Source organism: Actinoplanes oblitus, assembly GCF_030252345.1.
GTDB lineage: Bacteria > Actinomycetota > Actinomycetes > Mycobacteriales > Micromonosporaceae > Actinoplanes > Actinoplanes oblitus.
The window spans coordinates 6,382,972-6,397,561 of sequence record NZ_CP126980.1 but is presented as its reverse complement, the minus strand read 5'-3'; the positions used below and the strand labels follow the sequence as shown (position 1 = coordinate 6,397,561).

Below are 14,590 nucleotides of genomic sequence, written 5' to 3'. Positions count from 1 at the left end.
CGACGTGCGACCGGCCGGCAGCGCGATCGCACCCCGGCTGCAACCGGCAGGCCTTCTCCTGGTGCGGTGACGATCGGGCGAGGGCAGACCCAGGTGACATACGCCATGACGGCGGCCGTCGCGATCCTGGCGTACCAATTCCTGCCGGCCAACGGCTGGCTGCTGGCCGGCTGGCAGGTCGCCATCGGCTGGCTCGCCACGGCCGCCATCGTGCTCGGCGCCCGCCGTCAGGAGCCCGGCGACCGGCTGCCCTGGTACCTGATCGCCGCCGGCGTGTTCTGCAACGCCACCGGCATCGGTGTCGCCAAGTCCTGCGCGCTGCTCTGGAACCTGGTCGACCTGCCCACCCCGGCCGACCCGTTCTTCCTCGGCCTGTACCCGGCCTGCGCGGCCGGGATCGCCCTGCTGATCCGCCGCCGCGACCGGTGGGCCAACTGGACCGCGATGGTCGACGCGGCGATCATCACCACCGGGTTCGGGCTGCTCGCCTGGGTCTACATCATCGCCCCGATCAACCTGGTCAGCCACATGGACCGGCTGGCGCACGCGGTCCAGACCGCCTACCCGATCGGTGACCTGCTGCTGCTCGCCATGATGACCCGGCTGCTGCGCAGTGGCGGCAGCCGCGGCGGCGCGCTCTGGTGGGTGGCCGGCGCACTCGGGACGCTGCTGCTCGGCGACAGCTCCTGGGTGATCCTGGACAATCTCGGCGCCCCCGGCCTGGCGCTGGAGGAGACCGCCTGGTTCGCCCGGATCCTGGAGTCGGTGTTCCTGGCCGCGTTCTCGCTGTTCGCCGTCGCCGCGCTGGACCCGGCGGCGGTCAAGCTGGCGAAACCTGCCCAGGAGACCGCCATCCGGCTCGGCCCCGGCCTGCTGGCGCTGCTGACCGGCGCCTCCCTGATCGCCCCGGGCCTGCTCGCCCTGCAGGTGCACGAGGGCCGGGTGGTCGACGGCTGGAGCATCGCGATCGGCTCGACCGCGCTGTTCCTGCTGGTCGTGGCCCGGATGGCCGGCCTGCTGCGGGAGGTGGAGCGGCAGGCGCAGCGGGTACGCGACCTGGCCCGCTCCGACGAGCTGACCGGCCTGCCGAACCGCCGTGCCTGGAACGACGAGGTGCCCCGCGCCCTGGAACGGGCCCGCCGCGATCACCTGCCGGTGGCCGCCGCGATCGTCGACCTGGACCACTTCAAGCGGTTCAACGACACGTTCGGGCACCCGGCCGGGGACCGGCTGCTCAAGGCGGCCAGCGCGGCCTGGCACGGCACGCTGCGCTCGGTGGACCTGATCGCCCGCTACGGCGGCGAGGAGTTCGTGGTGCTGCTGCCCGGCGTCGACGCGGCCAGCGCCCACGCGGCGCTGACCCGGATGCTGGCGGTCACCCCGCACGACCAGACATTCTCCGCCGGGTTGGCCGTCTGGGACGGCGAGGAGACCTCGGACGAGCTGCTGCAGCGCGCCGACAAGGCGCTGTACCTGGCCAAGGACCACGGCCGCAACCGCATCGAGGTGACCGCGGCCGGACTCCGGAACACGGCCTAAGCCCGGCGGACGTGCCGCGCCGCGGGCCGGCCCGGCCGCCATCGGGCGTGGCCGCCGCCCGCCCGGTGCAGACCGGCGTCGCCGTCCTCGTCCGGGCGCTTGGCCGCCAGCAGGCCGAGCGTCACGAGCAGGCCGGCGGTGACGGTCAGGTGGCGGTAGTCGCCCCGGGCGTGCCAGTAGACCGGCAGGCCGACGTAGCGCACCAGCAGCCGGGGCAGGCCGCGCACCGAGCCGGGCGGCACCGGCAGGGAGTCGTCGACCCGGTTGGCGTCGCCCCTGGTGACGAACGACCCGTCCGGATTGCGGCGCACCACGCGGTGCAGCAGCAGCCGGCCCGGCTTCGCCGGGTTGTCGACCAGGATCGGCTGACCGGGGCGTACGTCCGCGGGGTCGATCGGACTGGCGATCGCCACGTCGCCGGCCCGGATCTCCGGCATCATCGACCCGGACACCACGACGGCGCTGGTCCAGCCGAACGGGATGAGCAGCACCGACCAGAGCACCGCCACCGCGGCGGTGCCCAGGCTGATCCGGGCGAGCAGCGACGACACGAACCAGGCCCCCATGCGTTTCTCCGCCGCGGTCACGGTGCCCTCCGTCCCCCGGAGATCCGATCGGCAGGCGGGTTCCCCCGGATTAGGCGGTGGCACCCGGACCGCTCCGCACGAGAGCGGCGGAGGAACCCGGCAGCCAGCGACGGGACCGGGGTCCGGCGGGCAGACCCGGCAGCTCGGGGAGACCCGGAGGTGGCGGCGGGCGCTGACCTCGGCCGAGACCGGCACCCTCGATGAACTGGCCGTCTACGACAGGCAGCTCGGCGACCGGGACGCCCGCCGGCGCCACTACGGCAACTACCGAGCGTCCAGCAGGGCGGCGGCGTGCCGGCCGGCCACGGCCGCGGCCAGGAAGTAGTCGTAGTCCTGGTCCAGTTTGCGGCCCATCGTCGACAGCGGCACCGGGCAGGCACGCAGCGCCGCGTCGAGGCCGTCCACCGGGACGCTGACCACCCGGTGCCGGTCGCTCAGGAAATCGAGATCGGCGGCCAGCGCCGCCTCCAGACCCACCGGCACCGGCAGGTCCGCGCGGGTCAGGGCGACTTTTCCGTACGCCGTCAGGCTGTGATGTGACACCCCGCGGTGCCGTGCCCGCCCGTCCGCCTGGGAGATCCGCAGGGAGCCGACCGGCCGCCCGTCGAGCACCCCGGCCGCGTTGATCGCCTCGCCGAGGGCCACCCCGGAGAAGCCCCAGGCCGTCCCGGTCCCCAGGTTGCCCGGGCCCTGCGCCACGACTGCCACGTCCGCGTGCAGCACGTGCCGGGCGGCGAGCAGCCCGGTGTGCACGGTGCCCGCCTCCAGGTCCCCGCCGAACGCCTGCCCGGTGGTGACGGTCCCGGCCAGGTGCCCGGCCAGCCCGTCGAGCGTGCGGGAGAACCAGGCCGGCAGCGCCCCGCCGTCGGTCATCACGTAGGCGACCCGGGCGTCCGGCCGGTCGGCGTGCACGCCGGCCAGGATCGCCGGCAGCGCGGAGTGCAGGTCGGCGGTGACCACCGGCATCCCGTCGAGCGACTCGGCGGCCGCCATCACGGCCCGGTGCGGCGACGCCTCCTCGTCGACCCCGAGCAGGATCGGCTGCAGCGGCGTGTAACGCGCCTTGACCAGGTGTCCCGAGTCGCGGGTGGTGCCGGTGTCGGCGGGGTCCGCGGGCAACCGGTCGGGCAGGGCCACCACCAGCGCGTAACCGCCGGTGCCCAGGCCCATCACGAGGGCGCCGACGTTGAGCAGCACGCGGTCGCCGGGTTCCGGTGAGCCCACCAGATCCGGGTACGCGAGCGCGCGAACCGGCCCCCGCTCGGTGGTGACATCCAGTTCGACGGCGCCACGCCAGCTTCGCCGTACCGAAAGAACCGTCCCCGACCGCCAGCGCACCATGTGCGGACCCTATCGGTCCAGTCCGCCGTCGATGTGGTCGCGTCCCGGCTCGCCACGGGTCGGGTCCAGGAAGACGTACCGGATCTCCGGGAAGCGGTCCCGCAACCGGCGCTCGGCCTCGTCCGAGGCGGCCTCGATGGCGCTGCCGGGAACGTTGTCGTCGAAGTCGACCTTGGCGGCGACCAGGATGTCGCCCGGCCCGATCTGCATGGTCAGCAGTGTCGGCACCGCGGTGACCACCGGGATGGACCGCAGGTCGGCGGCGATCTGGTTGTGGACGCGGCGCGGCACCGCCCGGCCGACCAGCAGCGACACGTTGCTGCGCGCCAGGACCGAGGCGACCACCAGCAGCAGGCAGCCGATCAGGATCGAGGCCAGGCCGTCCCACAGCTCATGGCCGGTGAGCTGGGTCAGGCCGAGGCCGGCGGCGGCCAGCAGCAGGCCGATCAGGGCCGCCGAGTCCTCGAAGAAGACCGCCTTGACGGTGGTGTCCGGGGTGAGCCGCAGGAACCGTTGCGGCGAGACGTTCCAGCGGCGGGACTGGTCGCGGACCTGGCGGCGCGCCTTCAGGAAGGAGGCGCCCTCGGCGGCGAACGAGACGGCGAGCACCAGGTAGGAGAGCAGGTACTCGCCGGCGCCGGTGCCGCCGGCGATGGTCGCGACCCCGTGGTAGATGGAGAATCCGGCACCGCCGACGAAGGTGAACAGGGCGGCGATGAACGCCCAGACGTAACTCTCCTTGCCGTACCCGAACGGGTGTTCCTCGTCCGCCGGTTTTTGCCCTCGGCGCAACGCGACGTACAGGAAGACCTCGGTCACCGTGTCGGCCAGCGAGTGGGCGGCCTCGGAGAGCATCGCCGCCGAGCCGGAGATCAGGCCGGCGACCAGCTTGGCCACCGCGATCACCAGGTTGGCCAGCAGGGCCAGGAGCACGGTGCCGACGCTCTCGGTCTCGGCGCGCGGCCCGGTGTCGGGCAGACCGGCCGGGGTGGTCTCGGGCTCGGGTACGACGGTCACGCCGCTCAACGTTCCCCGCGCCGCTCGCGTTTAACGGTCGGGACACCCGGGCTGCTAGGTTTCGTGTCGTGTCACGCACTCGTACCGAGCGCCTGGTGAACCTGGTGATCTGCCTGCTGTCCACGCGACGGTTCCTGACCGCCGCGCAGATCGCCCTGACCGTGCCCGGTTACGAGCACGACCCCTCGGATCCCCGGGACCACGAAGCCTTCCAGCGCAAGTTCGAGCGGGACAAGGCCGAGCTGCGCGAGCTCGGCGTGCCGCTGGAGACCGGCACCGCCAGCATCTTCGACCAGGAGCCGGGCTACCGCATCGCCCAGCGGGAGTACGCGTTGCCCGACATCCTGCTCGAACCGGACGAGGCCGCGGCCGTCGGCATCGCCGCCCGGCTGTGGCAGCACGCCGGGCTGGCCGCCGCCGCGTCGTCCGGGCTGGCCAAGCTGCGCGCCGCCGGCGTCGAGGTGGATCCGCAGGCCACCCTCGGCGTGGAGCCGGTGGTCACGGTCGATCCGGCTTTCGGCCCGCTGACCTCGGCGGCCCGCGATCGGCGCGCGGTCACCTTCAAGTACCGGGTGCCCGAGGTCGACGAGCCCAGCGTGCGCCGCCTGGAGCCGTGGGGTGTGGTCTGCTGGCGCGGCAGGTGGTACGTGGTGGGCCACGATCGGGACCGGGACGCCGCCCGCTGCTTCCGGCTGTCCCGGATCGTCGGCGACGTCAAGGCGACCGGCCGCCCCGGCGCGTTCACCCCGCCCGAGGACGCCGATCTGATCAAGCACGTGGCGGTCAGCTCCGGCCCGATCGCCCGCACCGGGCGTGCCACGGTCACCGTCCGGCCCGGCCGGGCCGCCGGTCTGCGCCGGCTGGCCAGCGAGATCGTGCCCGGCGCGGAGGGCGACCGGCTGACCATTTCGTACGGGGACCCGGAGTGGCTCGCCGCGCGGATCGCCGGGTACGGGCCGGACGCCCGCGCGGACGGTCCCCCGGAGCTGCGCGACGCGGTGATCCAGCACCTCAAGGAGCTGGTCACCCGCTACGAGGTTCCGGCGGTGGCCCGGTGACCGCGCCGCGTACCCCGTCCGCCGACCGCCTCGGCCGGCTGCTCAACCTGGTGCCGTACCTGCTGGCCCGCCCCGGCATCCTGATCGCCGAGGCGGCCGCCGACCTGGGCGTCACCCCGAAACAGCTGCGCGAGGACCTGGAGCTGCTCTGGGTGTGCGGGCTGCCCGGTTACGGCCCGGGCGACCTGATCGACATGGCGTTCGACGGCGACCGGGTGACGATCAGCCACGACGCCGGCATCGACAAGCCGCTGCGGCTCAACCCGGACGAGGCGCTGGCCCTGGTGGTGGCGCTGCGGATGCTCGCCGAGACACCCGGCATCGGCTCCCGGGACGCCATCGAGCGGGCCCTCGCCAAGATCGAGAGCGCGGCCGGTGACCTGGCCGACGCCCCGGTGGCCGTGAAGCTCCCGGCCAATCAGGAGAAGCTGGCCAAGGTGCGCGCCGCGGTGGACTCCGGTCACGCGCTGCGGCTGACGTATTACACGGCGGCCCGGGACGAGACCACCGACCGGGTGGTGGACCCGATGCGGATGCTGACCGTTGGCACGTTCGCGTATTTGGAGGCGTGGTGCCGCCGGGCCGAGGCGACCCGGCTGTTCCGGATCGACCGGATCGACGCGTTCAGCGAGCTCGCCGAGCCGTCCCGGCCGCCGGTCGAGGCGGTACCGCACGACGTCACCGACGGCGTCTTCCGGCCCGGCCCGGAGCTGCCACTGGTCACCCTGCGGGTGGGCCGCGGCGGCCGGTGGATCACCGAGTACTACCCGGTCGAGCAGGTGGTCAAGGAACCCGGTGAGTGGCTGGTCACGATGCGGGTCACCGACCTGGTCTGGGCCCGGCGCTTCCTGGTCGGCCGCCCGGACGTGACGGTGGCCGGCCCGCCCGAGCTGGTCGAGCAGATCCGCGCCGCCGCCCACGAGGCCCTGGACCAGTACGCCGCGCCGAGCTAGGTCGTGTGCGGCGGACCGGGCCCCGGCCCGATAGGGTGGCTGCCGTGCTGATGTGGGTCTGGATCGCCGTGGTGGTGGTCGCGCTGGTCGTGCTGGTCTTCGCCGGGGTGCGGCTGCTCAGCCGGTTGTCCGAGTTGCGCCGGGCGGCCGGCAAGCTGCAGCGCCGGCAGCATGAGGCGATGCGCCTGCAGGCCGGCGCCGCGAGGCTGGAGCAGACCGTGCTCGGCCTGCAGCAGCGTGCCGAGCAGGCGCAGGAGCAGGTGGAACAGATCAAGGCCGGGCTGGGCAAGTGAACTGTGCCGTTCCCGCCCCGTTGTCCAGGATGTAAAGCCGATGCGTAAGAATCTCGCGGGTTCCGGCATGTCACTTCGCCGGAACTGACACGTACGATGGACCCCGCAACCTGATCCCACCGTCTGGAGTCATCCCATGAGCGGCGCCTTCAAGCCATGGCACCTCATTCTTCTCGTCGTCGTGCTCGTGCTGCTGTTCGGTGCGAAGCGGCTGCCGGACGCGGCGCGCTCGCTGGGCCGCTCGCTGCGGATCATCAAGGCGGAGACCAAGGGCCTCGTCGACGAGGGCAAGGACAACGACAACCTGGCGGAGAAGGCCGACGCGCAGTACTCGCGCCAGCCGCTGCAGGGTGACGTGCAGCAGCCCGGTTACCAGCCGCAGCCGGGTTACCAGCAGCAGCCCCCGCCGGGTGGCTACCAGCAGGCCCCGCAGGGTTACCAGCAGCCGCAGCCGGGTTACCAGCAGCCGCAGCAGCCCCCGGCGCAGCCCTACGTCGACCCGGTGCAGCGCACCAACGACCGCTGATCTGGGACGATGGCTTCTCTGAGCCTGCGCCGCAACAAGGGGCCGAGCAAGTTCCAGCAGGCGTCCGACGGCTCGATGACCCTTGTCGAGCACGTCCGTGAGCTGCGCAACCGGCTCTTCATCGCCTCCCTCGGCATCGTCGTCGGCCTGATCGTCGGCTTCATCATCTCGCTGTGGGTGTTCGACCTCCTCAAGCGGCCCTACTGCGTCCTGCCGAGTTCGCTCAATCCGAACACCGGCCACTGTGAGTTCATCTCCCTGGCGGTCACCGACCAGCTGATCATGCGCCTGAAGATCGCGCTGTGGGTCGGCCTGGTCGTCGGGTCCCCGGTGTGGCTCTACCAGCTGTGGGCCTTCGTCGCCCCCGGCCTGCACCGCCACGAGCGCAAGTGGGCGTACGTCTTCGTCAGCATCGCCATGCCGCTGTTCACCGCCGGCGTGGTGCTTGCCTACTTCGTGGTCGGTCACAGCCTGCGCTTCATCATGGAAGCCGGCGTCCTGGGCGAGCCGACGAAACTCGAGCTGACGTCGTACGTCGGCTTCGTGATGAACATGCTCATGCTGTTCGGCGTCGCGTTCGAGTTCCCGCTGTTGTTGCTGATGCTGAACTTCACCGGCGTGGTCTCGGCCCGCCGGCTGCTCAGCTGGTGGCGCGCCGTGGTGTTCCTGTCGTTCGCGTTCGCGGCCATCGCCACGCCGGACCCCGGTCCGTTCGGGATGACGCTGCTGGCGGCGTGCATCAGTGCCCTCTACTTCGTGGCTGTCGGCGTGTCCTTCATCAACGACAAGCGCCGGGGCCGTGGCAAGGAGATCTACGAGGGCCTCGACGACGACGCGATCTCCACGCTCGAGGAGGAGCGGGTCCCGGTCGGCGCGTCCGACCCGATCGCCGCTCCGACCCCGATCGAGGCGCCCACCCCGGTGGAGACGCCACGCCCGATCGAGCGCCGCTTCGACGACATGACCTGACGATCCGATCGTGACGCACCCGTGGTGCCGGCCGGCTCCGCACGGAGAACGGCCGGCACCACAGGTGTTTCCGGGGTCGGCGTGACGTGCCAGTTCAATTCACACCGGTAAATGCGAAGTTGCCGGCGGCAAAAGCCGCCGGCAACAATGCATCACGGCCGGTACGGGGCCGTAATGGAATGCCGGTAATGAAACCGCGTGATCAGACCGCGGTCAGCGGGTTGCAGAGCCACGCGCCGCCGAAGTAGTAGCAGCCGGCCAGCTGGGTGACCGGATTGCTCGACGTTCCGGCCTGGATGATGCCGCATCCGGACGCGGCGCCGTTCCCGTCGGAAACCATCCCCGTGGTGCCGTTCTTGAGCTTGTAGGTGGCCGCGTAGCCGGTGCCGTCCTGCTTGGTGTCGCAGGCGTCGACGATGGTGTGGTTGGACCTGACCTGCACATACCCACAACTCTGCAGCTTTGTCGCCCCGCAGCCGTTGGGGCCGCCCAGGCGGACGTCGTGTGCCAGTGCGGGAGCGGCCAGGCCGAACACGAGCACCGTGGCGACTCCGCCGGCTGCCGCCAGGCGACGACTGAATGTCATCGAATACCTCCCCGTGTCAAGCGGACAATGCCGCTTGTCGATGTTCGGCCTAGAACGTATAACGCCGATTCGTCAGTAGCAAGTGGACGCCGCCGCGCTGTCCATCTGTGCGGGGTTGTCGCGGAGGTGGCAAATGGTATTCGCGTGGCCGAGGCGAGGCGCGGCGGTGATATCGATGAGAACTCCCGGGATTAATTGTCAACAGGATGGTGGGCTGTCGATGCGCCGGTGCCGGGCAACGCCCGATGTCGCAGCCGCTCCGGGTGCCGATACCCTCGGCGGCTGTGACGAGGGACTTCATCGCGGTGCTGGCCAATCCCCGGGCGGGGCGTGGCCGGCACCGCGGTCTGCTTCCCGAGGTGGTGCGGGCGCTGGGCGCTGCCGGGCATCCGGTGCGGCTGCTGGAGGCGGGTAGCGGGACCGGCGCCGAGCAGGCCTGCCACCGGGCGGTCGGGGACGGGGCGGTGGCGCTGGTCGCGGTCGGCGGGGACGGCACCGTGCACCGGGTGCTGCAGGCCGCCGCCGGGCAGCCGGTCGGGTTCGGGGTGGTGCCCGCTGGGACGGGTAACGACTTCGCGGGCGCGGTCGCCGTACCGGGAAATCCTCTCGACGCCGCGGCCGGGATCGCCGCGAGTCTCGCAGCGGGCCGGGACCAGCGGATCGATGCCGCCCTGGCGGCCGACGCGGCCGGGCGGGAACGCTGGTTCTGCGCGGTGCTCGCGGCCGGATTCGACGCCCTGGTCAACGAACGCGCCAACCGGATGCGGTGGCCGCGCGGCCCGCGCCGCTACGACCTGGCGATCATGCTGGAGCTGGCCCGGCTGCGGGCCCGCAGCTACACCCTGGAGATCGACGGTGAGACGCTGACCGTGCCGGCCGAGGTGGTGGCGGTCGGGAACGCGGCCAGTTACGGCGGCGGCATGCGGATCCTGCCGGCCGCCGACCCGGTCGACGGGCTGCTCGACGTGATCTACGCGAGTCCGCTCGGACGCGGCGGCCTGGTCCGGCTCAAGCCGCGGCTGCGGCAGGGCACGCACGTCACCGATCCGCGGGTCACCGTGCGGCGCGCCCGGCACGTGCGGGTGCACGCCGAGGGGATCGTCGGGTACGCGGACGGGGAGCGGCTCGGCCCGCTGCCGCTGGACATAAAAGTTGTGCCGGGTGCGATTCGGTTGCTCCGCTGACCCGGCCGTCAGATTCGCCGGGAACGGCCGAACATGAGGGCATGGCGATGAACTCGGTTTCCGGTAACACGTCCTCGCTCACGTCGATGGCGACCTCGGTCTTCGGCAACGCCCGCCAGGCCCTCAAGGCGATGGCCGACGCCGCGGTCAGCACCGAGCCCAGCACCGCGCGGGCCACCGAGGCGACCGCGGGCAAGGGGCGCCGCGGCACCCTGCTCGACCGTTACGTCTGACCTTTCACCCGCAACCGGCCAGCGCGAGCGTCGCGCCCAGGCCGTTGTTGCGGCCGGCCTCGGCGGCCGGCAGCACCAGGGCGGCACAGCCGGCCTTGACCGCGCCCGCGTCGGCGGGCGTGTCACCCACCATCAGGGTCCGCTCCGGATCGGCGCCCAGCATCCCGCAGGCGCGCAGGAAGATCGCCGGGTCCGGCTTGGTCCGGCCCACCTCGTAGCTCAGCGCGAACGCGTCGACGAGCCCGTCCAGACCCCAGTGGGCGAAGTGCGGGCGGATGTCGAAGCCGATGTTGCTGACCACCGCGACCTTGATCCCGGCCTGGTGCAGGCGGCGCAGCGTCGGCTCGGTGTCCGGGTACGGCAACCAGCCGTCGGCGCTCAGCAGCCGGTCGTAGAGCGCGTCGGCCAGCCCCTCGACGTCGGTGTGCACGGTCGCGGCCAGCCCGGTGTAGGCGGCCCGGTGGCTGTGCGCGTAGAGGTCCCGGTCGGCCCAGTGCTCGGCCAGCTGCGGCGGCACCCGGTGCGGCAGCGGGCCACCGGCCCGCCCGGCGGTGACCAGCCGGTCGGCGAGGATCGTGGCCTTGGCCCGGTCGAGCTCGGCGCCGCAGGCCGCGGCGGCCGCCACGACCCAGGTGACCGGATCCTCGACCTGGGCGAGAGTGCCGTGGAAGTCGAACAGCACAGCTTCCACGAGCCGCGCGGACTGGGGAGGTTCGGTGGCATGCGGCACTCGTGCACCTTACCGATGCCGTTTGACCGTCCCCACGGCCCATACCTTGTCGCAAATTGTCATACGGTCGAACTAGCCTGTGGTCATGACTAGTCCCGCCGAACGGTATGCGGCATCCCAGCGGCGGGCGGCGCGAGCCGCCGAGTTCCCGGCGCTCGACGACTTCATGCTCGACGTCGGCTTCGACCTCGACGACTTCCAGCGTGCCGCGTGTGAGGTGGTCGAGCGGGGCAACGGCGTGCTGGTGTGCGCGCCGACCGGGGCCGGCAAGACCGTCGTCGGTGAGTTCGCCGTGCACCTGGCGCTGCGCTCGGGCGAGCGCAAGTGCTTCTACACCACCCCGATCAAGGCGCTGTCCAACCAGAAGTTCCACGACCTGGTCGAGCGCTACGGCCCGGACAAGGTCGGCCTGCTCACCGGTGACAACGTGATCAACGCGGACGCCCCGGTGGTGGTGATGACCACCGAGGTCCTGCGCAACATGCTCTACTCCGGGTCGGCCCAGCTGAAAAACCTGGCGTACGTGGTGATGGACGAGGTGCACTACCTCGCCGACCGGTTCCGCGGCGCGGTCTGGGAAGAGGTGATCATCCACCTCCCGGCCTCGGTCACCCTGGTCTCGCTCTCCGCCACGGTCAGCAACTACGAGGAGTTCGCCGACTGGCTGGTCACCGTCCGGGGCAAGACCGAGGTGGTGGTCAGCGAGCACCGGCCGGTCCCGCTCTGGCAGCACATGCTGGTCGGCCGCCGGATGTTCGACCTGTTCCACGACGCCGACGCGGCCCGCAAACACGACGTGCACCCCGAGCTGCTGCGCTACACCCGCGAGATGGAGCGCCGCCTGGACCTGGGCGAGCGCGCCGGCGGGTGGAACCAGCGCGGCGGCCGCGGCCGCCGCTGGCAGCCGCCGCCGCGCGCCGAGGTGGTCGACCGGCTGGAGCGCGCCGGGCTGCTACCGGCCATCCTGTTCATCTTCAGCCGGGCCGGTTGCGACGCCGCCGTGCAGCAGTGCCTCGGCGCCGGCCTGCGCCTGACCGGCCCGGAGGAGCGCGCCGAGATCCGCCGGATCGCCCAGGCCAAGGTCGCTGCCATCCCGGCCGAGGACCTGTCCGTGCTGGGTTACTGGGAGTGGCTCGACGGCCTGGAACGGGGCATCGCCGCGCACCACGCCGGCATGCTGCCCGCCTTCAAGGAGGCGGTCGAGGAGTGCTTCGTCAACGGGCTGGTCAAAGCGGTCTTCGCCACCGAGACCCTGGCCCTGGGCATCAACATGCCGGCCCGCTGTGTCGTCCTCGAACGCCTGGTCAAGTTCAACGGCGAGGCGCACGTCGACCTGACCCCGGGGGAGTACACGCAGCTCACCGGCCGGGCCGGGCGCCGCGGCATCGACGTCGAGGGGCACGCCGTGGTGCTCTGGAGCCCCGAGGTGGACCCGCGGCACGTGGCCGGTCTCGCCTCCACCCGCACGTATCCGCTGCGCTCGTCGTTCCGCCCGTCCTACAACATGGCGGTCAACCTGGTCGGCACCGTCGGCGCGGAGAAATCCCGCGAGCTGCTGGAGTCGTCGTTCGCCCAGTTCCAGGCGGACCGCTCGGTGGTCGGGCTGGCCCGCCAGGTGCAGCGCAACGTCGACACCATGCAGTCGTACGGGGAGGACGCCGCCTGCCACCACGGCGACTTCGACGAGTACTTCGCCATCCGGGTGGCCATCGCCGACCGGGAGAAATCACTGGCCCGCCAGGGTGTCGCCCAGCGCCGCTCGGCCGCCAACGACTCCCTGGCGAAACTGCGCATCGGCGACGTGATCCGGGTGCCGCAGGGCCGCCGCGCCGGCCTGGCCGTGGTGCTGGAGCCGGCGGCCGGCGGGTTCGGCGAGCCGCGCCCGCTGGTGCTCACCCAGGACCGCTGGGCCGGCCGGGTCAGCCCGGCCGACTTCGGCGGCGAGATCGAGGTGCTGGCCCGCGTGCGGGTGCCGAAAAACTTCAACCACCGTTCCCCGGGTGCCCGCCGCGATCTGGCCGCCCAGGTCAGCGGGACCGGGCTGGACCGGCACCCGGATCGGCGCCGATCCGGGCGCAGCAAGGCGAGCCCCGGCGAGGACGCCGAGATCGCCCTGCTCAAGGTGCAGATGCGCCAGCACCCGTGCCACGCCTGCCCGGAGCGGGAGGACCACGCCCGCTGGGCCGAGCGCCGGCACCGGCTGCTGCGCGACACCGACCAGCTGCGGGCCAAGGTGGCCGGGCGGACCGGGTCGCTGGCGCGTACGTTCGACCAGGTCTGCGCGGTGCTGACCGCGCGCGGCTACCTGTCGGCCGACGGTGAGGTGAGCGAGGCCGGCCGGATGCTCGGGCGGATCTGGTCGGAGGCCGACCTGCTGGTCGCCGAGTGCGTGCGGCAGGGCGTCTGGGACGGTCTGGAGCCCGAGGAGCTGGCCGCCGCGGTCTCCATGGTGCTCTACGAGTCGCGCCGTGAGGGTGAGGACCGTGCCTCGGTGCCGAAGGGCCCGATCAGCGGCGCCGTCGACGCCTGCGCCAAGCTGTGGTCCGAGATCGCCGTGGAGGAGAGCGAGCACGGGCTGTCGCTGACCCGCGAGCCCGACCCGGGCTTCGTCTGGCCGATGTTCCGCTGGGCCCGCGGTGAGCCGCTGGCCAAGGTGCTGGCCAGCGGGCACAACTACGACGCGGACATGCCGGCCGGTGACTTCGTCCGCTGGGCGCGGCAGGTGCTCGACCTGCTCGGCCAGATCCGGGAGGCGTCGGCCGCCTCACCCGGCGTCAAGGAGACCGCCCGCAAGGCGATCACCGCTGTCAACCGCGGCGTCCTGGCGTACCAGGGTGGCTTGTGAGCCGTTTCGTGCACCTCACCCCGGCGCGGCTGACCGCCACGGTGCGCCGCGGCGGTCTGGGCGCCCCGGTCTACTGCTTCCCGGTGCTGCCCTCGCACACGCTCACCTACCAGTGGGCGCGTGAGCTGCGCCGGCGCGGGGCGCGCGAGTTCGTCGCCGTCACGTTCGTGCTGCCGGACTCCGAGCCGGTCGACGTCGGGCACTACGGCAAGCCACCCGAGCGGGTCACCGCGGCCCGGGCGGTGGCGATCCTGCGGACCATGCCCGACCCGCGGGGCTACGAGGTGGTCGTCCCGCGCCGGGTCACCGCCCGCGAGGTGCGCACCATCCGCCCCGCTCCGCGCGTGACCGGCTGGCGGTACATGCCGGCCGCGCACGGCCGCCGGCCCTGCGCGTGCCCCGGCTGTCTGGGCCGCGGCCAGATCGGCGCGGCCCGGCTGCGGCGGCGGCTGGGCGAGGACGGCGCCCGGCAGGGCTATGCGGAGTTGCTGGCCGGCCTGCGCTCCGACGACCCGGACGAGGTCCGCTGGGCACTCTGGAGCCTGGGCGGCCGGGGCGAGGTCGCCGACTTCGCCTTCCTCGCCGAGCACCCCGATCCGGAGGTGCGTGACGAACTCGCCGAGGTGCTGACGGAGAGCTATCGCGGCCCGGCCGCCCGCGCTCTGCTGGAGCGGCTGACCCCGTGACAGCGGGTGACCGTGTTGCCGGGCGGTCGTCGCGGATGGTGAA

Annotated in this window: 15 protein-coding genes; 10 read left to right on the top strand and 5 right to left on the bottom strand. The window is 72.4% G+C overall.

Annotated elements, in window-relative coordinates; translation table 11 throughout:
• Positions 1–66 precede the first annotated feature (66 nt).
• Positions 67–1,539 carry a GGDEF domain-containing protein gene (locus Actob_RS28865; RefSeq protein WP_284914993.1) on the top strand — a complete coding sequence of 491 codons (1,473 nt, stop codon included), beginning with the start codon at positions 67–69 and terminating at the stop codon, positions 1,537–1,539.
• Here Actob_RS28865 and Actob_RS28860 read toward each other — a convergent pair.
• The 3 genes from Actob_RS28860 to Actob_RS28850 all read right to left on the bottom strand — a co-directional run bounded on the left by Actob_RS28860 (position 1,536) and on the right by Actob_RS28850 (position 4,484).
• Positions 1,536–2,105: a signal peptidase I gene (locus Actob_RS28860; RefSeq protein ID WP_284914992.1), complete on the bottom strand. Its 570-nt coding sequence runs from the start codon at positions 2,103–2,105 to the stop codon at positions 1,536–1,538. The genes Actob_RS28865 and Actob_RS28860 overlap by 4 nt on opposite strands.
• 285 nt (positions 2,106–2,390) lie before the next feature.
• On the bottom strand, positions 2,391–3,467 hold the full coding sequence (locus tag Actob_RS28855; RefSeq protein ID WP_284914991.1) for a DUF3866 family protein: 1,077 nt from the start codon (positions 3,465–3,467) through the stop codon (positions 2,391–2,393).
• Positions 3,468–3,476: 9 nt separating this feature from the next.
• Positions 3,477–4,484 carry a cation diffusion facilitator family transporter gene (locus tag Actob_RS28850; RefSeq protein WP_284914990.1) on the bottom strand — a complete coding sequence of 336 codons (1,008 nt, stop codon included), beginning with the start codon at positions 4,482–4,484 and terminating at the stop codon, positions 3,477–3,479.
• A 68-nt stretch (positions 4,485–4,552) separates the two neighbouring features.
• On the opposite strand from Actob_RS28850, the gene Actob_RS28845 reads away from it, so the two are divergent.
• From Actob_RS28845 to tatC, 5 genes are all read left to right on the top strand, one after another.
• Complete coding sequence (locus tag Actob_RS28845) at positions 4,553–5,542, top strand: helix-turn-helix transcriptional regulator (RefSeq protein WP_284914989.1); 990 nt, start codon at positions 4,553–4,555, stop codon at positions 5,540–5,542.
• The gene (locus tag Actob_RS28840) at positions 5,539–6,495 is read left to right on the top strand and encodes a helix-turn-helix transcriptional regulator (RefSeq protein ID WP_284914988.1); all 957 of its coding nucleotides are present in this window, start codon (positions 5,539–5,541) and stop codon (positions 6,493–6,495) included. The genes Actob_RS28845 and Actob_RS28840 overlap by 4 nt, the downstream gene beginning before the upstream one ends.
• A gap of 50 nt (positions 6,496–6,545) precedes the next feature.
• Positions 6,546–6,788 (top strand): hypothetical protein, encoded by a 243-nt coding sequence (locus tag Actob_RS28835; RefSeq protein ID WP_284922398.1) that lies wholly within the window; start codon positions 6,546–6,548, stop codon positions 6,786–6,788.
• Between the two features lie 136 nt (positions 6,789–6,924).
• The gene (gene tatA / locus Actob_RS28830; protein ID WP_284914987.1) at positions 6,925–7,314 is read left to right on the top strand and encodes a Sec-independent protein translocase subunit TatA; all 390 of its coding nucleotides are present in this window, start codon (positions 6,925–6,927) and stop codon (positions 7,312–7,314) included.
• Positions 7,315–7,323: 9 nt separating this feature from the next.
• Positions 7,324–8,283 carry a twin-arginine translocase subunit TatC gene (gene tatC, locus Actob_RS28825; RefSeq protein WP_284914986.1) on the top strand — a complete coding sequence of 320 codons (960 nt, stop codon included), beginning with the start codon at positions 7,324–7,326 and terminating at the stop codon, positions 8,281–8,283.
• Positions 8,284–8,485: 202 nt separating this feature from the next.
• Here tatC and Actob_RS28820 read toward each other — a convergent pair whose 3' ends face one another.
• Complete coding sequence (locus tag Actob_RS28820) at positions 8,486–8,869, bottom strand: hypothetical protein (protein WP_284914985.1); 384 nt, start codon at positions 8,867–8,869, stop codon at positions 8,486–8,488.
• Between the two features lie 245 nt (positions 8,870–9,114).
• On the opposite strand from Actob_RS28820, the gene Actob_RS28815 reads away from it, so the two are divergent.
• Together Actob_RS28815 and Actob_RS28810 are read left to right on the top strand one after the other, a co-directional pair.
• The gene (locus tag Actob_RS28815; protein WP_284914984.1) at positions 9,115–10,053 is read left to right on the top strand and encodes a diacylglycerol/lipid kinase family protein; all 939 of its coding nucleotides are present in this window, start codon (positions 9,115–9,117) and stop codon (positions 10,051–10,053) included.
• Between the two features lie 41 nt (positions 10,054–10,094).
• Entirely contained in the window at positions 10,095–10,286 is a 192-nt protein-coding gene (locus Actob_RS28810; protein ID WP_284914983.1) for a hypothetical protein, read from the top strand.
• A gap of 4 nt (positions 10,287–10,290) precedes the next feature.
• On the opposite strand, the gene Actob_RS28805 is transcribed toward Actob_RS28810, so the two are convergent.
• Positions 10,291–11,016, bottom strand: coding sequence for an HAD family hydrolase (locus Actob_RS28805; RefSeq protein WP_284914982.1), 726 nt, complete (start codon positions 11,014–11,016; stop codon positions 10,291–10,293).
• An 85-nt stretch (positions 11,017–11,101) separates the two neighbouring features.
• Here Actob_RS28805 and Actob_RS28800 point away from each other — a divergent pair, with 85 nt between their 5' ends.
• Positions 11,102–13,861, top strand: coding sequence for a DEAD/DEAH box helicase (locus Actob_RS28800; protein ID WP_284914981.1), 2,760 nt, complete (start codon positions 11,102–11,104; stop codon positions 13,859–13,861).
• The gene (locus Actob_RS28795; protein WP_284914980.1) at positions 13,858–14,547 is read left to right on the top strand and encodes a HEAT repeat domain-containing protein; all 690 of its coding nucleotides are present in this window, start codon (positions 13,858–13,860) and stop codon (positions 14,545–14,547) included. The genes Actob_RS28800 and Actob_RS28795 overlap by 4 nt, the downstream gene beginning before the upstream one ends.
• Positions 14,548–14,590: the final 43 nt, after the last annotated feature.